Here is an 18,763-nt window from a genome sequence, read left to right on the forward strand (position 1 = left end):
TTTTCCTCCTTAACTTGGGATATTAATTTGACTCATCATCACACCGGCAAAAATTAAAATAATGCCGATAATAAGTTCTGTAAATAGAGTTACTTTGTTTACATGATTTCTTTTACCTAAAGCACGGTATGTTTGGTAAAATCCTAAAATCATCATGATTAATGTACCAATCACTTTAATAATGATAAATACTGTCCAAGCTTGTATATTATTCCATATAGCTAAGACATTCGTTTCATCAATAGCCATCAGGACACCAGAAATTATCAATATAGCTACCGCTGTAATATTCGTTTTCAAAAGCATATGTCTAACATTTGTTAATTGATTGCCACGTCCATTTTTAGCGTAACAAATCAGATAGACTAACGCGCCTAACCATAGTGTCATTCCTGCTAAATGTAGCGTTCTAATTACTATAGACCAAAGTGGCACATGTTGTGACCACGCATGACCAGACATTGCTACAGCTAATATCATTGCAAACGACACAAGCCAGTACCATAATTTTTCCATATCTTTAAGAACCATTAATATAAATAATACAATAAGCGCAATTGAACTAATGATATATGGAAATTGCATAATGACGTTAGCTTTAAAAGATAAAATATCGTTTAACACATCTGATGTGAGTGTCATCATATAAACGAGTATCGACATAAGAATCGACATCCCCATTATCCATGCGACACCGACCTGTTTAGGTAATATGTTAAATTGCTTTAATCCTCGACGTTTAGCAATACCATTCATCCAGAACAAGCCAACTAAAATAATCGTTGCACCTTCTGTAAGGTATCTAAATACACCAAACCAAAAGCTTGGTTGTTCATAAAAAGAATCAGAGGTATCAACATTTTTAGCAGTCACCTTGCCTACTGAAAACTCAAATTTATTACTCACTTCATGACCATCTGCTGAAATCGCATGCCATTCAACTGTATTTGTCCCTTTAGCAATTTGATCTCCAGGAAATTCTAAAGTTTTTGACCATCCTGAAGTTGTAGGTTTAACTTCACTTATTTTTTTACCTTTATCATTATATAAAGTTATATTTGAATACTTTGCATTGACTGGCTCATTATATTCCAGCTGTATGTCTTCTGGTTTATCTTTAACAACTCCTCTATCTTGCGGTGTTGTTTTTTCTAAAGTTGCATGTGCAGAAGCTTGTTGCTGAAAGGCTGGAACCAATGTCATTAATATTATAACTATCAATGCAATCATGTACTTTGTCATTTTACTATGTACTAACATTGAAACCTCCCCATATAAGTGCTTTTAAATTTTGCCCTGTTCCCAATAATATAGCTTACATTTCCACTTAACAATAACAATTCTAATTTTTCACTATTTCGACAAAAAAGAAGACAAGTAAGAAACCTTATCCTCTAACGTCTCTTAAACTTGTCTTTTAAAATTATACTTCTGGAAGCAACTCTTCTTTATCAACTACTAAATAAACAACGTTAGCTCATTATAAACTAACGCTGTTTAATTCATATTATGAAGGTATTTCAGTACGTTTAGTACTATGTTTTCTAACTATTGCTGCGATTAAACTTGAAATGATACCGAAAATCATAAAGCCAATTAGCATCCAAACTGTACTGTTTAACTCAATTGCTTTATTCATATAAATAAGCTCTTTGAGTGTAGTAGTGTAGTGTGTAAATGGATTCCATCCATAAGCCCATTTTTGATATCCTTCTGGGAGCATTTGTTTTGGTAAAGTAACCATTTGCATACTGAAGAACATGAGTAAGATGAAGATAGGTAGAGATTTCATACCTAACCAAACCATAATTCCTAGTATTAATCCAACAAATCCCATTATTGCTAGAGCAATGAACAAAGCAACTCTATTAGGATGATCGAAATGGAATCCTAATACACCTTTCATAAAGTACACATATGCAAAGCTGCCTAGGAAAGCTGCAAGTACTGCAGTTACCATTTGTCCTACAGATGCAATAATTCTATGTTGTATCGCAAAGTTATTACTAGTTCTAAACGCATAGAATAATAACACTGAAGTAATCATTGAGCCCATCCAAACTGGCATAAACATTAAGAATGGTGCATTACCGCCACCTTGATGATCTTTAACTTTATTTACTTTGTGATCATCAACTTTAACTGGATTAGTAATGCCTTGGATATCTTTAGGACTTACATCTACGTTCTGTTTTTGAAGTGTAGATAAACTTTGTTTAGTAATTTGTTTATTTAAGTTTTGTCCGACACCTGATAGTACATTTGTAACAATGTTTGATGCTTGTAAATTTGAACCTTGGCTTACAATCGTTTTAAGTTTTGCTTGTTTTACATCAACACTTTGATTACCCATTTTTTCTTTCATTTTTTGAGCTTGTTGTGCTGGAATTTCACCAGATTCAACTTTTTCTTTCATCTCTGACTTTTTACTATCCATAACAACTTTTTGAGTTTTACTCATTGCATTTTTTGAAAAGTCTTTTTCAAATACAACTGCCCCATAATATTTCTCATTATCGAATCCTTTTTTCAAATCAGATTCTTTATCAACTTTAACCCATTTAATTTTATCTGAATCACTATCTAATAATTTATCTTCTATTTTCTTACCAATATCAACTTTATTACTTTGAATAGTTGTACCTTCATCATTATTGACGATGGCAATTGGTAAATCTTTAGGTTTTGGATTAAATGCTGGATAAAATGCTAGTGAAAAAATAACTAAGATTAAAATCGCAGCAATTGGTGCTAACCATAATAATTTGCTTTTAAAGATATTCATGAATTGACCTCCTTTTTTTATTGAACAATGTGTTGAATATTTTTTACGTTGTCTATTATAATAGGTAAGAACAATTTAACAATAATCAATTTAATAAAATACGTCTGTTATTGAACACTTTGTTGTAAATTGTCTATTAAATCATTGGGAGGTTATATTTAATTGAAAGAAGATAGGCGAATAAGAAAGACAAAATCTTCCATTAAGAAAGCATTTACAACATTATTACAATACAAAGAGCTCGATAAAATTACGATTAGAGATATTACAACTGAAGCTGATGTGAATAGAGGAACCTTCTATTTACATTATGAAGATAAATATATGTTGCTTTCAGATATGGAAGATGAGTGTATTTCAGAGCTAGCTCATCTAACGGATTTTAATCAAATAGATGGGGACACTGTTGAAGCTATTTCAGAACTCTTTATAGATAGAGTTCTTACTAAAATCCTTCAACATATAGATGATAATTTAGATTTTTATCAAATCATTCTACAGTTAGATCGTCGAAGTAAACTTGAAGAGAAAATAAGTTTATTAATTAAACAAAATATGAATCGATATATGAGTATTAATCATGAAATAGATGGTATACCAGAGATGTATTTTCATAGCTATGTCGCAGGCGCTACAATAAATACTATTAAATATTGGGTTTTAGACCCAAATCGTATTTCAGTTGATGAATTAACACATCATATTTATAAAATTGTTTATAATGGACCATTACGAATTATGGCAGAATATAAATATAAAATGAATCATGCCTAACTTAATCGTTCAAATACTATCTAACTGTTAATCAAATTGAATATAGAAGACTTTGAAAGGAATTATAGTTATGATTACTGCTTATAAACATGAAAGTATAAATTCAAATGAAATCATTGAAACTAAAGTGGATCATAGCGCGTCTTGGATTAACGTTGTTGAACCTGAACGTGAAGAAATTGAAGAATTAATGGAATTCTACAACATTCCAGAGGACTTTATCCGTGACCCATTAGATTCTGAAGAAAGTGCACGTATAGAATATGACGAAGATACTGGCTATTCACTCATTATTATCGACTTACCTATTGTCAACTCTACAAACCGTCGCGTACTTTCGTTTGTTACTATTCCACTAGGTATCATTATAGGTAATGGCATTATCATGACCGTTTGTGATGCCGAAAATGAATTTCTTGAAAATTTTGCAAGACAAGATGATATTAATTTAAAATTTCATAGTCGCTTTGCACTTGAAATTTTATTAACAATTGCAAATCACTATAATAGAAATTTAAGATTATTAAATAAATCGCGAATTCGTATCGAGAAAGATTTAAAGAATAACATTACTAACAAACAATTATTTAAACTTATGGAAGTTGAAAAAAGCTTAGTTTATTTCTTAGCGGCATTAAAAGGTAATGATACAATTATTAAAAAACTATTTCGTTTACCTGCAATCAAACGCTTTGAAGAAGATGAAGAATTACTTGAAGACTTAGTAATCGAAAATAATCAAGCTATTGAAACAACCGAATTACATCAACGTATCCTTGAAAGTATTACAACATCTTATGCTTCATTACTATCTAACGACATGAATACAATAATGAAGACATTAACACTGTTTACTGTATTACTTACTCTTCCTACGCTCGTGTTTAGTTTCTTCGGTATGAACGTACCATTACCTATAGACGACCATAGTTATGTTTCATGGGTAATCGTTGTAGGTATATCATTGATACTTGTTGCAATAGTGAGTATCTATTTATGGCGTAAACAAAAGCTTTAAATCATATTTTATATAAAAAGTCCCACTTGAATTTGATTTTAAATTCAAGCGGGACTTTTTAATTATTTAGCTGCAGCTTTATAGGTCTTTCTTTTCGATAAAACAAATGTAACAACGATTGACACAATAAAGGCAATCATCATACCTATGAGATAGTGTAACCAACCTGCATGCGCTGGATTAATAGATATAAATCCTGGTAAACCTGCAGTACCCAGTGCAATAGCTTTCACTTTGAAAAATGAAATATAAGCTGAACCTAATCCAGATCCCACAACAGCACCTATAAATGGATATCTTAATTTAAGATTGACACCAAACATCGCTGGTTCCGTAATACCTAATAATGCAGAAATTCCAGCTGCAGATGCCACACCTTTTAGTTTTTTATTATGTTTAATTATAAAGAATGCTGCAATGGCTGCACCACCTTGAGCAACATTAGACATAGTAGCAATTGGAAAGATGAACGAACCTCCTGTTTTGGTGGCGTCAGCAATCAAGGTCGTTTCAACTGCGATGAAGCTATGATGCATGCCAGTAATTACAATTGGTGCATAAAGTAAGCCGAATATGAGACCTCCTATAGCCCCACCAAAATCATACAACCAAGTTAGTCCATCTGATAACCAATATCCTAATTGACGTGTAATAGGTCCAACGAATAAAAATGTGATAAAAGCTGTAACAAATATAGATAACAATGGTGTCAGTAAATTATCCAAAACAGTCGGTATCACTTTACGTAGCCACTTTTCAATTGTAGCTAAAATATACGCAGCAACTAACATGGGAAGCACTTGTCCTTGATAGCCCACCTGATTAATATGTAATCCAAAAATATCCCAATGGGGAATAGCTTTCCCTGCTTCCACTGCTTTAGGAAAATCATAAGCGCTCATTAAACTAGGATGAACTAATATCATGCCTAGTGCGGCACCTAAGAAAGGATTACCCCCAAAACGTTTAGCTGCACTAAATCCTATTAAAATAGGAAGTAAAGTAAATGGTGCATTTGCAAAGACGTTTATCATTTCAGCCAAGCCAGCGAATTGACTGTGAACATCAATGAATGATTGTCCTTTATAGAACAAATCTTTGGCAGTTAGAATGTTATTCAATCCCATCAATAAACCACCAGCTACAATTGCTGGAATAATAGGAACAAATATATCAGACAACATTTTCACAAATTTTTGTAAAGGATTCATATTTTTAGTCGACTTATCTTTAACATCTGATGTCGTTGATGCCTCTTTACCAGTAATTTTCTCTAATTCATTAAATACTTTGTTAACAGTCCCAGATCCAATAATGATTTGATACTGTCCCCCAGTTGAGAAAGTTCCCTTTACTACATCCATATTATTTAGCGTTTCTTCATCTACTTTGCTTTCATCATTAAGAACTAATCTTAATCTTGTAGCACAATGTGCAATAGCATCAAGGTTTTCTTCCCCACCTATTGCTTGTAATATATCTTCAGCAGATTTCTTATAGCTCATTAAATAAGCCTCCTTATTTAGAAACCGGTTCCATTTATTTAACTTTATTGTAACCGGTTCCAAACTTTTACGCAATAGCTCATCAATCGTTTATTAGTAATAATATTAATTTAGAAACTTAACTTCTGGGTAACCTTAATAATATAAGATGAGGTGAATAATTTAATGAAAGAACGTGGAAAAATAGAAAAGCTTTGGCGAGAAGAGAAATATCGCGTATTACTACATGTTCAAAATGCCTATAACAAAATTAGAGCACTGCTAAAAGAATCACCCTCTCTTGAAGAAGTACAATTTCAAATTAATGAAGCAATTAATCATTCTCCAACAACTGGCTCAATAATTAATGCCTATGAACACATGTGGGGTTATTTTAAAATTATAGCAACTGATAATGAAAAACATAAGGCATTGATGTTAAAGGATGACTTTATGAATCATCAAATTGAATTGGACGCCCTACTAAGTTATTTGAGTCAACTTGCTAATAAGTATGACATTAAATACCTTCAAGAAAGTACAGTACTAAATTAAAAAAAGACCTAGGTGAAAACACCTAAGTCTTTCGCAATAATGTACGTGTTATATTATTTCTAAAAAGAGTAATTGTCTAAGTTGTTTCACACTGTAATAGCATTAAGGCTTGTTAATAAAACACTAATGGAATATCTTGCCTTATAGCTATGTCATTCGAATAATTAAAACATTAAGCTGATAATTAATAAAATATAAAACTTTACCATGACACTACACGAAATATATTTCTTTAATTTAATAGTACTTCGGGGGAGAGTAATTTTAATTAAAAATCTTCTAATTGTTGCTACTAAACAATTGTTGTTGATCGATTATACTTTAATGTGCATAGATGTTGATTCCTGTTGTTGAAATAGTAAGTATTTCATGTGTTTCAATAATTTGTCTTAACATTAATTAGTCTTGATGTTGATTCCTGATGTTTGAGAAGAATGAATTTTATTCTTGTTGATCTTATTCTTCGATGTTATGCATTCTTCTTATTCCATGGTGTCATTTCTTTCTAGATGACTTAACTTGAGTTGGTTGATGAATAAGTTTCGAGAAAATTATTAAGTATAACTGAATTTTTCTAGTTGTTTATTCTATTAGTATAGTTAAACAATTAAATAATAGAAAATGTGTGCTATTCTTTGTTGTCTCTCTCTTTATGCTGTTGATTCTTGATGTATTAACATACATAGTACATTTATTGCTACGATTTCCATCCAAAAATTAATTCACTATAAAATTAATCGCAAATCGTCTAAAAATTTACATTAACTTCTTTTTAGAATTTCAATTGGGTCGAAATCTATATTTATTATGTACTAAAAAATTCGTTTGCACTCTATCCAAAATTTTCAAAATAAGAACTCTATATTTCTAAATAATTATTTGTATTGTGTGCTACTTATAATTTTTGATTGGTTGCTTAACTTTACAAGGAAAAATTTTTATATTTCTCTATTACTATTTCAAGACGAATCGATTATAATAACATTTATTATTCTATAAGGAGCACAGTGCCGAATTATGACATGTCATTTAAATATTTATCAACAGTATCATTCACCCCCAACTCGAAATATCAATCGAATCATTTTAATGTTCTCACTTACAAATCATCTAGAAATTACGATTAATGGTGAAACTAAAGATTTAGATAATCATATTGCTATTATTAATCAAGCTGATATTTTTTATGTAAATCAATCCTCGAACTTGGTTATGCTCTCTATTCCTGTATTTTATTTCTATAGTGAGGATGAAAATTTCTTCAAATGTTATTTTGATCGACATTTACTTCAATCTAGCGGTTTTGTAAAAAATATTATTTTACAATCAATTCATCATTATATGAACGAAGAAGAGCAAGATACTCAAGCTATTTCAAAAATTATTCAGACTTTATTTAAGGAAACAGTGATAAGATACAAGGAAAAATATATCCCTCAAGTTGCTATCAATCATCCAATATTTATCCAAGGACTTAGCTACATTCATTCCAAAGTTTCAGATACGTTATCATTACGCGAAGTTGCAAATTATTGTAATATTTCTGAATCATATTGTTCAAATTTATTTGTTCGCTACTTAAATATGAACTTTAAAGATTACTTTACAAGTTTAAAAGTCATTTATGCCATAAAATTGCTATTATCTACAGATGATTCAATCAATGCGATTTCTGAACGCTCTGGTTTTAGTAGTCATACGAACTTCACTAATCAATTCAAAAATCATCTAGGCTTTAGTCCCAAACAATTCCGTTCTATGATCTCTAAAATTTCATTAAATCCAGTAATGGATTTTAGCCAAACTCATTTTTTAGATTACAAAGATTTAATCAATCAATTTGAATTTAATGATCAATTAGCAACTGAAATTACTGAGATAGATCTTAATCAATTTAATCCTAAAGATCATACCAAAAGCTCTAAAGCATTTATCCGATTTGAAAACTTTAACAAATTATTCCAGTTCGTTTTTAACGAGTACTACGATATCGATTTCTCTTATTTGCCACAACCCGTAGTATTTATCCAAGATATTAACGATATCGCAATTAGTCATATTAACCTTAATTTGTTAAATCGTTGTTTTGAAAAGTTATTCGAAATGGATATCGGTCTAGCAATGCAAATTAATTCTACGCAACAATTTGAAGCAATTAATCAAATCATATTATCATTTTTACAAAGCAATCAAGATTATAAGAATAATAAAAAGCTAGTTAAACTCATGCTTGTTTTTAATTCAGAATATATGACTGTAAACGAAATCCATTTATGCCATTTAAAAATTAAAAATAAAAATCGTGAAATTAGGTATGGTATCACCGTTGAAGGTTTACTTCGTGATTCGCCTTCCATTGATCAAACTTACGATATAATGAAACGTCTTAACTTTGATTACTATTTCATTGACATTGAGAATCTTCAAACTAAAAATTTGTTATTAACCAAACGTAAGACATATCATCATTCATCTACTCATTTTGAAAATTACAAGCAATTTATGCTAGATTCAGGAATTCCAACTACAAATTTTGTATACAATAATTTATCACTTAAGTGTTTTAAGTATACTAATAATGGCACTAATCCATTACAGTTATCAGATTTAGTATGTCACCTTATCGCCCTTATGAGATACGGTGGTGGCATAAGTTATCAACTTATCGACGATCACTCACAATATATAGCTTTATTTAACAATTATGGTAGCCCTTTACCTTTAATGCACATTTATAAAATGGGTGATTCATTTGTCGACGAACCTTTAGAACTTGGGAATAACTATCTAATAAGCCGTAAAGATGGAAATTATCATATCTTATTATTTAATAAAATCAATGATCGTTATTTATCTGATAGTAAACAGAAGTTCATTTTCAAAAATAATTTAAAACAGAATTCACTCATTATTATAAAAACGTTAAATAATGAGCACGGTTCAATCCAAAATCTACTTCCTAAAAGCAAAGAATTATTATATATAGAACGTAATATACTTGAAGAATTAGATAAATGTAATCGCCCTAAAACAGAATTAGCTATTCAAGAAGAAAACAACAAACCATTCCAAATGACTTTGAAGCATGATGAAGTTAAATATATATGTTTTAAACCCATTTAAGTGTTACAAGTGTCTGAGTTTATCATCATCAATGAATGGATATAGTAACTATTAAGGAGATGATGATTTTGGATAAACAAAAAGCAACTCAAGCAATTGAAAAAGTATTAGAAACTTCTAAAGTTGGCGTATTATCAACTGCTTATAATAACAAACCTAATAGTAGATATATGGTTTTCTATAATGATGATTTAACTTTATATACTAAAACTAGTATCAATTCAGTAAAAGTTGATGAAATTGAAGATAATCCACACGCTTACATTCTTTTAGGCTACAATGAGACAACTAATAATAGCTTTGTTGAAATTGATGCTCAAATTGAAGTAGTTAAAGATCAGAAAGTCATTGATTGGTTATGGGAAACACAAGATAAGACATTCTTCGATTCTAAACAAGATCCAGAATTGTGCGTCTTAAAAGTAATTCCTAAATCAATTAAATTAATGAATGATGATGAGTTAGATACTCCTATCACAATTGAAATTTAATATTTTAAAAGATACCGGAGAGGACAATGACATTGATTTGTTCCTCTCCCTATTTGTTTTTAAAATTTCTTTTGTAAGAAACTCTGTATATTGGTGGCCTTACCAGTAAGGTTTAATATATTTGTAAGAAGAATAATAAAGACGTATTTTCAATTTAGTTATCTATTCCGAATGTTTTAAAATACTAAAATAGTTTATATATTAGCCAAGTTTTACGTTTTAAATATTATAATTTTATGAATTTTGAAAGTGTTTTATTTCGTGATTTTTGAAAATATGATTGCAATGTAATCTCAAGTTCTGTATAAATGAAGTAACAAAAATAAAGGAGTTTTATTCAACTATGAAAAATAAAAAAGCTTTAGGTTTTGGACTTATCGCAATTATGCTTGTGCTGTGTATCGTACTTGTCATTATGATGATGGTAGGTGGTAAAAAAGATACATACTACGGTATTATGAAAAATAGTACTACTATAGATAAAATGATTAGCGAAAAAGATGAAAAAATTGAAAAGAATGTTAAATTACCTTCGAACGCTAATGTTTCTGTAAAAAAAGAAGACTTTGTAATGATCTTTAAAGATGAAAAGTCAGGAAAAATCACAAAAGTTAAAAAAGTAAAACACGATGATGTACCTCATGGTTTAATGTCTAAAATTCATGATATGAAAGGCATGAACCACGGCATGTAAACGAATATTGAAAGAATTAAAAAGACCTTGAAGTGGAATAATGTTCCCCACCTCAAGGTCTTTTTAATTTATTTATGTATATTGTTTTCATTTGTCTTGCGACAAATGCATAAGCGAATCTAAAAACTTAAGTTTTAAGATTCGCTAAAAAAAATGTCAGATATAGATTTTTATAGTGAATTAAGATACTTTTGGCCTTTTTCTTTATCGTATACCTTCTCCCATTTCGCAACAACAATCGTTGATAAAGCGTTACCCATTACGTTAACGCATGTGCGAACCATGTCTAGTAATCGGTCAATTCCGATAATTAATGCAAGACCTTGTGCTGGCAAGTGCATAGAGCCTAATGTTGTTAATAAAACTACAATAGAAACACCTGGAACCCCAGCCATACCTTTAGAAGCAATCATTAACGTAGCCATTAACACTATTTGTTCTGTTAACGATAAATGTACATCATACATTTGAGCTACAAATAATGCTGCAATTGATTGATATAATGCGGATCCGTCTAAGTTGAATGAATAACCTATTGGAATAACGAATGACGTTACATCTTTTGGCGCACCAAAATTTTCCATTTTCTTCATAATAACTGGTAATACTGCTTCTGAACTTGAAGTTGAAAATGCTAGTAACAACTCGCTTTTTAAAATTTTCATGATTGAGAAGATACTAACTCCAACCATTCGAGCAACAATTCCTAATACAACTACAACAAAGAAAATCATTGCTCCAACTACTACTAATAGAAGTTTTAATAATGGAACTAAAGCTGATACTCCAAATGTCATAACAGTTGTACATATAAATGCAAATACTCCTATTGGAGCAAGTTTTAAGATTTTATTAATCATCCAAAACACTGCTTCTAATGTGCCACTTAGAAAACCTTTAACTGGTTCAGCTTTTTCTCCTATTGCTGCGAGACCTAAACCAAAAAATACTGCAAAGAATATAATTGGTAATAAATCACCTTTAGCTAATGATTCAAATAGATTGGTTGGCACAATATTTACAATAGTATCAATTAAATGATTACCGTATGTAGAAGCTTGTTCAGCTGAATGTGCAGAAGATTGATATTTAGAAATGTCACCTTTAGGTAGTTTATTATAATCTAATCCGGCACCTGGTTTGAACAGGTTACCAATTATAATACCTAACCCAATAGCAACTGTCGTTATAATTTCAAAGTAAAGGATTGCTTTCCATCCATAACTGCCTACCTTTTTCGAATCCCCTAAATTCGATATAGACAAAGCAAGTGCACAGAATACAATCGGAATAATGATCATTTTTATTAAATTTAAGAATATGTCACCAAAAGGCTTTATATAATTTGCTAAATTATCTTGTCCAAATAATAAAAGTCCTACGATGACACCTAGTACCAAAGCAATAATAACTTGCGTTGGTAAACTTATTTTTCTCTTGAATAGAGCCATAATGCAAACTCCCCTTCATCTGACATCACTTAATTATATCAGATAATATTAAAATAGCTACTTAAATTTTAAAGCTATTAATAAATAAAATATTTATGACTTGAAGTCAAATATGTTCTTAATAGTGAAAAAACACACGACTTCAAAGTGAATCATGAAGTCGTGTGTACTCTAAATTATTTATTTTGATGGTTTATAATTTTTATCAAAATCACTATGTTTCGCTTTCTTTATGCTTTTCTTCGTTTCACTATCAAAGCCTTCTACAAATATACCTTTATTCGTACTAATTGGTTGCATAACATAAGTGACATTAGATTCGCCTTTGAAAACGATTTCTTTGTAATACATCCCTTTTTTAGCACTATATAAGTTATCTTGCTTTTTAATTTTATCTTGTAAATGATGTTCTTTGATATAACTATCCATAAGTTCGATATTTTTATGACCTTGATAACTTTTTAGACCAAAGAAAAATACTATAGCTAAAATAAGTGAAATGATTAATATAATAATTATTCTTAAAATGACTTGTTTTCTACTCATGATAGAAACTCCTTTTATACTTATCTTATTAAGTATGAACTAAAAGTTGGTTATATAAAAGAGATTATTCAACATTGTAACAAAATGTTCTCATCTCATGAATATTACTTTATAAATATTCTCTCACTTCATGAACAGGTAATCTTACAGAACCATGAGCTTCTTGAGCTTTTTTACCAATAGCAATTGCTAATACTGGGACATATCTATCTGAATCATAACCAATAATCTTAGCGATATTTTCTTTATCAAAGCCACCAATAGGATTTGTGTCATATCCATAAGCTTTAGCAGTTAGCATAAATTGCATAGCCATTAAACTACTATCAATATTTACAATGTCCTTCATACCTTCTCTTGACAAACTTTTATAATAAGGAAGAATCCATTCTAACATTTGAGTTTTAATTTCCTCTGTCATATGGGCTTGGTCTACTGCATCATTATAAATTTGTTCAGCTTTTTCGTAATTTTGTAAATCTCCGAAAATAATCACCATAGCCGAAGAAGTAGTAAGTTGTCTTGAATTAAAACCAAAAGCTTCTTTGATTTTTTCTTTTCCTTCGTCACTCTCTACAACAGCAATTCTCCATGGTTGCATATTAACTGATGAAGGCGCCTTTGTAGCTTTAGTAATCATTTCATCCATTTCTTCATGAGGAATTTTATATTCACTATCGAATACCTTTACTGATTTTCTTCCGTTAAGTACTTCATTGAAATCATTTAATCTTGTCATGAGATAATACTCCTTTATTCTGTATTTATTTGAGTTTCAAAATCAAACAAAATATATTCAAATGTCGTCTAAATTTAATTTAAAACAATTTGATTATAGTGATGAAATCGGCACTTGACAAGTCATACACTTCATAATATTGTTACTTTAACAAGGAGTGATTAATTGTATGTAGAGAATAGTTATTTAAGTAAACAATTATGTTTTTTATTTTATGTTTCTTCAAAAGAAATCATAAAGAAGTACACAAATTACCTCAAAGAGTATGAATTAACATACACAGGGTATATTGTACTAATGGCGATCGAAAATGATGAGAAACTTAATATTAAAAAACTAGGTGAGCGAGTCTTTTTAGATTCAGGCACACTGACACCACTGCTCAAGAAATTAGAAAAGAAAGATTACGTTGTTCGAAGTCGTGAAGAGAAAGATGAACGAAATCTTCAAATTTCACTAACAGAACGAGGTAAAGAAATTAAAAAACCGTTATCTGAAATATCAATGAAAGTCTATAGTGAATTCGATATTAATCAAGATGAAGCTAAAGAATTAATTGAAAACTTGCAAAATTTTGTATCTAAAAATTTTGACAATAGTATAGAAAAGTGATACTTGTAGAGAAAAAGACAAAAGTAGACTTTTTGAAAATCTTAGGCAAATTCAACTTCAGCATTAACGACACAATTTAATAACATCAGTATGTATAGTAAGCTTTTGTCTTATTCTCTCGTACAATTTTTGACTTTTTTTATCCCCTAATTCCTACTAAACTTATAGAATACCTATTTATTATTAAGTGTTATCACTTTACCTCTTTTCGCTCTCTTAATATAATGTAGTTGAAAAATTATTCTAATATATTCTAACTACTCATTTAACACTTTAAGGAGTGAATTCTAATGAATAATAATGATTTTTTCAATAATAATTTCTTCAAAAATGATCCTAGTGAATTATTTAAAGACTTAGGGAAACAAGTATACAATCAATTTTCATCAAGAGCATTTCCTACTAATATTTATGATAAAAATGGTGCTTATGTATTAGAAGCTGAACTTCCTGGTTTAAGCAAAGAAGATATTTCACTTAAATTTGAACAACATATTTTAACTATTAAAGCATACAAAAAAATCAATAATGAAAATTATAAATCACAACTTAATGAACGTTCTAATGGTGAATTAGAAAGACGCTTTGAATTCGATGAAATTGATAAAGAAGGTATAGTAGCTAATTACACTGATGGCGTATTATATGTCACATTACCTAAACAAATCAATGAAGATGACAAAGCTACTACAATTTCAATTCAATAATAATAAAAGAACCCTCAACTCTGAAAAAAAGTTGAGGGTTTTTACTGTATAATATGCATAAATATGTTAAATACAATTATTTATCTACATATTAACTAACATTAGTCACTATAGAGTGTTGTACCTATTTCAGTTTCTTTTTTATATAAATGAACCATTGTGATTAAAGCGATAAGTGCAAATAGTACTAATAAACCAAATGCAAGATGACTTGAACCTGTTAGTCCTGTGACAAATGTAATCACTAAAGGTGGGAAGAAACCACCCAAACCTCCCATCATAGAAACAATTCCATTTGCAGAGCCTGCTTCTTTCGAGAAATAAGAAGGTACTAACTTAAACACGAGGCCATTACCTATACCTGCACAAACGCTTATAGTTAAACAACCAATAGTAAAATAGATGATTCCATCGAATAAAGTTAAAATTAAACCTCCAATAATCATTATTACAAAATCTATAATGAGTACTTTCACAGCATTAAATTTATCCCCTAAAACGCCACCAAGTGGACGTAAAAATGTTGCAAGAGCTATAAAAATACCGGATCGAATCCCTGCATCTACCTTATCGATAGTAAAATGATGCACTAAATAATTTGGTAAGAATAATCCAAATGCCACAAACGCACCAAATGTTATGAAGTACCAAAAACTCAAATAGTATAATTTATAATTTTTAGCCAATACTTTGACTTGAGATATTAACGGTACTTTGACTTTAGGTTCTTTATTATCTCCCAATAAGAACATTAATACTGCAAACAAGCTGATAATGATTAAATAACTTCTTACGGTATTTTGCCACCCTATTAATCCTGCCAAAACAGGTGCACAAAAAGATGAAATTGCTGTTCCTATATTGCCCATTCCATAAATCCCGTTAGCTAAACCAACTTTATCTTTTGTAAAATATTTAGGTAGCGCAGTTACTCCTACTGAGAATATCGCCCCACCGACTCCAAGAAAGAAGCCACAAATTATAAGCATCGTCGTACTTTGGGCTTGTCCTAAGAAAAATATTGGGAATAGCAATACTATAAAACTACTAAAGAATACCCATTTGGCACCTATAATATTTGTAAGATACCCAAAAGGAACTCTTAAAACTGATCCTAAAATAACAGGTATAGCTAAAATAATAGAAATTTGACTAGCAGAAATTTTAATATCTTGAGTGATAAATGGCATTAACGGAGATATAATACTCCACGCCATAAAACCTACTATCAAACTAAACGTTTGTAATGTAAGCTGGTAAACTCCTTTTTTCATTTCTTTTTCACCTTCATTAAGTTGATAGAATAATGATTAGTACCATGTCTATTTTTAAGAGAGGTCAAAATAATGAAATCTATAAATAATACATACGGGAATAGACATAGTACTAATTACAACTTTATTTTAGTTTTATTGTGAAAAAATGAACATAAGGATTTACCCTTAATATACTCAGCTTTTTCCCTATAAAAAGTATTAAAAGTTAACTCTAAAAAATAAACATCGTATGATACCTGCTAATTTTAAAGCACAAAAAATCCTAAAAAATGATGAGCTTATCATCTTTTAGGACTTGATTAATCAACAGTATGTTTTTAAAACTCGAGTAATTTCTTTTTTAATGCATATTCTACAAGCTCAGGTTTGCTCTTAAGGTTGAGTTTATTCATAATGTGCGTTTTATGTGCTTCAACTGTTTTCACTGAAACAAATAACTTTTCAGCTATATCTTTATTACCATAACCTTTTGCAATAAGCGGTAGAATTTCAAGTTCTCTTTTTGATAATATCTTAAAGGGATCTGAAGAATAACTCACTTCTTCCTGATGAGATTGATTAATAAACTCATTTACTAAAGAAGTGGTCATCTTCATATCTACATATGTTTCTCCTTTATATACTGTTCTTACAGCTAAAATTAATTGCTCATCAGGTGCATTTTTTAAAATATATCCTTTCGCTCCACTTTTTAAAACGTGAAATAGGTATTCCTCATCATCATACATCGTTAAAATAAGAATCTTAGTTTCTGGAAAACTTTCTGAAATTTTACTTGTAGCGACTAACCCTGATTCACCAGGTGGCATGCTCAAATCTAAAATTAAAACATCTGGTTTATACTCTAAAACCTTTTGATATGCTTCAACACCATCAGCTGCTGTTGCGACAACTTCCATATCTTCTTGGTAGTTTAATATCATCGAAAATCCTGTTCTTACTACAGCGTGGTCATCTGCTATAACGATCTTCACATTCATTCCCCCACTATTTTAAATAGGTATGTCTAGTGTGACTATGGTTCCTTTATTGAGGTGTGATTCAATATTAATATTTCCATTTACTAATTCCGCACGCTCTCTCATACCGTAAAAGCCTAGTCCTGATCCTCTGGGCTTGTCATCCAAATTAAAACCTTTACCTCTATCTACTACTTCCGCTAACAAGCGATGTTCACTTTTACTAATATGAACCTCTATTTCATTTACTTCTGCGTACTTTAACGCATTTAGAACCGCTTCTTGAATCACACGATAGACAACAGTTTCAACTTCATTATCAAACCGTAATCCTTTAATATTGGAATGGTAATTAATTTGAATACCATAATTTTCTTCAAATTGCTTAAAGTAGGAATTAAAAGCGGCTTCTATGCCTAAATCATCTAATGACGAAGGACGTAGTTCCACTGATAGATTACGAATGTCATCAATGAGTTGCGACACTAAACCTTCTATTTGTTGCGTACTTTCAACAACTGTTTCATCTTGAAACTTGTATTTTAATAGTCGTAGTTCAACATCAATATTTAACATTTCTTGAATCACGCTATCATGTAACTCACGAGAAATGCGCTTTCTTTCATTCTCTTGGGCTTGTATAGATTTGTGAAGCATTTTCTGTTGATACATTTTCTCCTGTCTTTCAATTTGTGGAGAAACATTTTGCAAAGTAAAAGCACTAATTCCTCTTTCATCATCAATAGTTTGATAAGTAGCTGTATAAGGTTCTATTTTATTGTCCTTTGTCTTCATAAATACTTGGAAGTTTGATTTCTGCAAATGATTCGCTTCTAAAAAGCATTCTTCACATGACTGTAAATCATATTCATTGGAATATCCTTCACAGCGATTGCAAATGGCATGCGTCATTGCTTTATAATTATCTTCTTCAGATAATATATCTCTAGCAGCTCCGTTCATTGCAATAATTTTGCCAAGACGATCGACAAAGACAATCTTTTCAGTCGTAGTATCATAATATTTATGCAACAAGTCTTCTACATTTAATTCAAATTTATTTAGCATCATATTCACCTAATTCTTTTCTGTAAAAAACCCTATTTGACTTTGAATATCAAGTTGTTCTAAAGACTGTGGCAGAGGATGATGATTTCTTTGACCTAACAATAATACTCCATACATTTGATGTTCAAGCCATAGTGGAACTGCTACAACAGCTGTTAACGATTCATTCAAAATAATTGGAAAGGCAATTTTCTCTGCTTGAGTTAGTGCTGTATCTACATCAGCAATTACCATGCGTTTTCCAGTTTTCATTACAGTCCCAGCTAAACCTCTTCCTTTTCTTAATATAATTAATTTATATCGTTCATTCGTATTACCTGAAACATATTTCCATTTGATTGGCGATGATCTAAGCGATCGTTCATACATCGCAATCCCCCCAAAATCATAACCACCATCTATTCTCAATCGGTCTAAATTATTCTGTAAACTTTGATTGTTTAATAAGGATTCTGGTCTCAATTTTCCCATCCTCTCGTC

18 protein-coding genes are annotated in these 18,763 nt (G+C 30.4%); 8 read left to right on the forward strand and 10 right to left on the reverse strand.

Annotated elements, in window-relative coordinates; translation table 11 throughout:
- Nucleotides 1-9 precede the first annotated feature (9 nt).
- Together AC3WQX_RS07360 and AC3WQX_RS07365 are read right to left on the reverse strand one after the other, a co-directional pair.
- Nucleotides 10-1,260 (reverse strand): copper resistance CopC/CopD family protein, encoded by a 1,251-nt coding sequence (locus tag AC3WQX_RS07360; RefSeq protein WP_070597666.1) that lies wholly within the window; start codon nucleotides 1,258-1,260, stop codon nucleotides 10-12.
- Nucleotides 1,261-1,507: 247 nt separating this feature from the next.
- A complete protein-coding gene (locus AC3WQX_RS07365; protein ID WP_030062329.1) occupies nucleotides 1,508-2,785 on the reverse strand; it encodes a YhgE/Pip domain-containing protein in 1,278 nt (425 codons plus the stop codon).
- Between the two features lie 162 nt (nucleotides 2,786-2,947).
- Between AC3WQX_RS07365 and AC3WQX_RS07370 the strand changes: the two genes are divergently transcribed.
- Nucleotides 2,948-3,559 (forward strand): TetR/AcrR family transcriptional regulator, encoded by a 612-nt coding sequence (locus AC3WQX_RS07370; protein ID WP_023351218.1) that lies wholly within the window; start codon nucleotides 2,948-2,950, stop codon nucleotides 3,557-3,559.
- 70 nt (nucleotides 3,560-3,629) lie between these two features.
- On the forward strand, nucleotides 3,630-4,577 hold the full coding sequence (locus tag AC3WQX_RS07375) for a magnesium transporter CorA family protein (protein ID WP_002432912.1): 948 nt from the start codon (nucleotides 3,630-3,632) through the stop codon (nucleotides 4,575-4,577).
- A 62-nt stretch (nucleotides 4,578-4,639) separates the two neighbouring features.
- Here the strand turns inward: AC3WQX_RS07375 and AC3WQX_RS07380 are convergent, their stop codons facing one another.
- The gene (locus AC3WQX_RS07380; protein WP_002432683.1) at nucleotides 4,640-6,082 is read right to left on the reverse strand and encodes a sucrose-specific PTS transporter subunit IIBC; all 1,443 of its coding nucleotides are present in this window, start codon (nucleotides 6,080-6,082) and stop codon (nucleotides 4,640-4,642) included.
- Between the two features lie 165 nt (nucleotides 6,083-6,247).
- Here AC3WQX_RS07380 and AC3WQX_RS07385 point away from each other — a divergent pair, with 165 nt between their 5' ends.
- From AC3WQX_RS07385 to AC3WQX_RS07400, 4 genes are all read left to right on the forward strand, one after another.
- Complete coding sequence (locus tag AC3WQX_RS07385; protein WP_193626850.1) at nucleotides 6,248-6,616, forward strand: YbgA family protein; 369 nt, start codon at nucleotides 6,248-6,250, stop codon at nucleotides 6,614-6,616.
- 1,017 nt (nucleotides 6,617-7,633) lie between these two features.
- A complete protein-coding gene (gene rsp / locus AC3WQX_RS07390; protein ID WP_193626849.1) occupies nucleotides 7,634-9,739 on the forward strand; it encodes an AraC family transcriptional regulator Rsp in 2,106 nt (701 codons plus the stop codon).
- Between the two features lie 62 nt (nucleotides 9,740-9,801).
- Nucleotides 9,802-10,230, forward strand: a complete 429-nt coding sequence (locus tag AC3WQX_RS07395; RefSeq protein ID WP_030062327.1) for a pyridoxamine 5'-phosphate oxidase family protein — start codon at nucleotides 9,802-9,804, stop codon at nucleotides 10,228-10,230.
- A gap of 343 nt (nucleotides 10,231-10,573) precedes the next feature.
- A complete protein-coding gene (locus AC3WQX_RS07400; RefSeq protein WP_002432288.1) occupies nucleotides 10,574-10,924 on the forward strand; it encodes a DUF4889 domain-containing protein in 351 nt (116 codons plus the stop codon).
- A 170-nt stretch (nucleotides 10,925-11,094) separates the two neighbouring features.
- Here AC3WQX_RS07400 and AC3WQX_RS07405 read toward each other — a convergent pair whose 3' ends face one another.
- From AC3WQX_RS07405 to AC3WQX_RS07415, 3 genes are all read right to left on the reverse strand, one after another.
- Nucleotides 11,095-12,375, reverse strand: a complete 1,281-nt coding sequence (locus tag AC3WQX_RS07405; RefSeq protein WP_002432290.1) for a cation:dicarboxylate symporter family transporter — start codon at nucleotides 12,373-12,375, stop codon at nucleotides 11,095-11,097.
- A gap of 180 nt (nucleotides 12,376-12,555) precedes the next feature.
- The gene (locus tag AC3WQX_RS07410) at nucleotides 12,556-12,921 is read right to left on the reverse strand and encodes a DUF3139 domain-containing protein (protein WP_049428394.1); all 366 of its coding nucleotides are present in this window, start codon (nucleotides 12,919-12,921) and stop codon (nucleotides 12,556-12,558) included.
- Between the two features lie 109 nt (nucleotides 12,922-13,030).
- Nucleotides 13,031-13,660 carry a nitroreductase family protein gene (locus AC3WQX_RS07415; RefSeq protein WP_002453908.1) on the reverse strand — a complete coding sequence of 210 codons (630 nt, stop codon included), beginning with the start codon at nucleotides 13,658-13,660 and terminating at the stop codon, nucleotides 13,031-13,033.
- A 165-nt stretch (nucleotides 13,661-13,825) separates the two neighbouring features.
- Between AC3WQX_RS07415 and AC3WQX_RS07420 the strand changes: the two genes are divergently transcribed.
- The gene (locus AC3WQX_RS07420) at nucleotides 13,826-14,272 is read left to right on the forward strand and encodes a MarR family winged helix-turn-helix transcriptional regulator (RefSeq protein ID WP_002432941.1); all 447 of its coding nucleotides are present in this window, start codon (nucleotides 13,826-13,828) and stop codon (nucleotides 14,270-14,272) included.
- 290 nt (nucleotides 14,273-14,562) lie between these two features.
- Nucleotides 14,563-14,979 carry an Hsp20/alpha crystallin family protein gene (locus AC3WQX_RS07425; RefSeq protein WP_049428396.1) on the forward strand — a complete coding sequence of 139 codons (417 nt, stop codon included), beginning with the start codon at nucleotides 14,563-14,565 and terminating at the stop codon, nucleotides 14,977-14,979.
- Between the two features lie 101 nt (nucleotides 14,980-15,080).
- On the opposite strand, the gene AC3WQX_RS07430 is transcribed toward AC3WQX_RS07425, so the two are convergent.
- From AC3WQX_RS07430 to nreA, 4 genes are all read right to left on the reverse strand, one after another.
- Nucleotides 15,081-16,253 carry a nitrate/nitrite transporter gene (locus tag AC3WQX_RS07430; RefSeq protein WP_023351214.1) on the reverse strand — a complete coding sequence of 391 codons (1,173 nt, stop codon included), beginning with the start codon at nucleotides 16,251-16,253 and terminating at the stop codon, nucleotides 15,081-15,083.
- A 320-nt stretch (nucleotides 16,254-16,573) separates the two neighbouring features.
- Nucleotides 16,574-17,230: a nitrate respiration regulation response regulator NreC gene (gene nreC / locus AC3WQX_RS07435; RefSeq protein WP_002432902.1), complete on the reverse strand. Its 657-nt coding sequence runs from the start codon at nucleotides 17,228-17,230 to the stop codon at nucleotides 16,574-16,576.
- A gap of 18 nt (nucleotides 17,231-17,248) precedes the next feature.
- A complete protein-coding gene (locus AC3WQX_RS07440; protein ID WP_030062322.1) occupies nucleotides 17,249-18,283 on the reverse strand; it encodes a sensor histidine kinase in 1,035 nt (344 codons plus the stop codon).
- Nucleotides 18,284-18,292: 9 nt separating this feature from the next.
- Nucleotides 18,293-18,745, reverse strand: coding sequence for a nitrate respiration regulation accessory nitrate sensor NreA (gene nreA, locus AC3WQX_RS07445; RefSeq protein ID WP_492740002.1), 453 nt, complete (start codon nucleotides 18,743-18,745; stop codon nucleotides 18,293-18,295).
- Between the last annotated feature and the right edge of the window lie 18 nt (nucleotides 18,746-18,763).

It is taken from the genome of Staphylococcus sp. FW104-15G4D, from assembly GCF_058790135.1.

Excerpts from the sequence above, each read along its gene's own strand:
- AC3WQX_RS07400 (WP_002432288.1), top strand. The coding sequence starts at position 10,574 with ATGAAAAATAAAAAAGCTTTAGGTTTTGGACTTATCGCAATTATGCTT.
- AC3WQX_RS07385 (WP_193626850.1), top strand. The coding sequence starts at position 6,248 with ATGAAAGAACGTGGAAAAATAGAAAAGCTTTGGCGAGAAGAGAAATAT.
- AC3WQX_RS07405 (WP_002432290.1), bottom strand. The coding sequence starts at position 12,375 with ATGGCTCTATTCAAGAGAAAAATAAGTTTACCAACGCAAGTTATTATT.
- rsp (WP_193626849.1), top strand. The coding sequence starts at position 7,634 with ATGACATGTCATTTAAATATTTATCAACAGTATCATTCACCCCCAACT.
- AC3WQX_RS07425 (WP_049428396.1), top strand. The coding sequence starts at position 14,563 with ATGAATAATAATGATTTTTTCAATAATAATTTCTTCAAAAATGATCCT.
- AC3WQX_RS07365 (WP_030062329.1), bottom strand. The coding sequence starts at position 2,785 with ATGAATATCTTTAAAAGCAAATTATTATGGTTAGCACCAATTGCTGCG.
- AC3WQX_RS07410 (WP_049428394.1), bottom strand. The coding sequence starts at position 12,921 with ATGAGTAGAAAACAAGTCATTTTAAGAATAATTATTATATTAATCATT.
- AC3WQX_RS07415 (WP_002453908.1), bottom strand. The coding sequence starts at position 13,660 with ATGACAAGATTAAATGATTTCAATGAAGTACTTAACGGAAGAAAATCA.
- AC3WQX_RS07380 (WP_002432683.1), bottom strand. The coding sequence starts at position 6,082 with ATGAGCTATAAGAAATCTGCTGAAGATATATTACAAGCAATAGGTGGG.
- AC3WQX_RS07395 (WP_030062327.1), top strand. The coding sequence starts at position 9,802 with ATGATTTTGGATAAACAAAAAGCAACTCAAGCAATTGAAAAAGTATTA.
- AC3WQX_RS07375 (WP_002432912.1), top strand. The coding sequence starts at position 3,630 with ATGATTACTGCTTATAAACATGAAAGTATAAATTCAAATGAAATCATT.
- AC3WQX_RS07440 (WP_030062322.1), bottom strand. The coding sequence starts at position 18,283 with ATGCTAAATAAATTTGAATTAAATGTAGAAGACTTGTTGCATAAATAT.
- AC3WQX_RS07430 (WP_023351214.1), bottom strand. The coding sequence starts at position 16,253 with ATGAAAAAAGGAGTTTACCAGCTTACATTACAAACGTTTAGTTTGATA.
- AC3WQX_RS07360 (WP_070597666.1), bottom strand. The coding sequence starts at position 1,260 with ATGTTAGTACATAGTAAAATGACAAAGTACATGATTGCATTGATAGTT.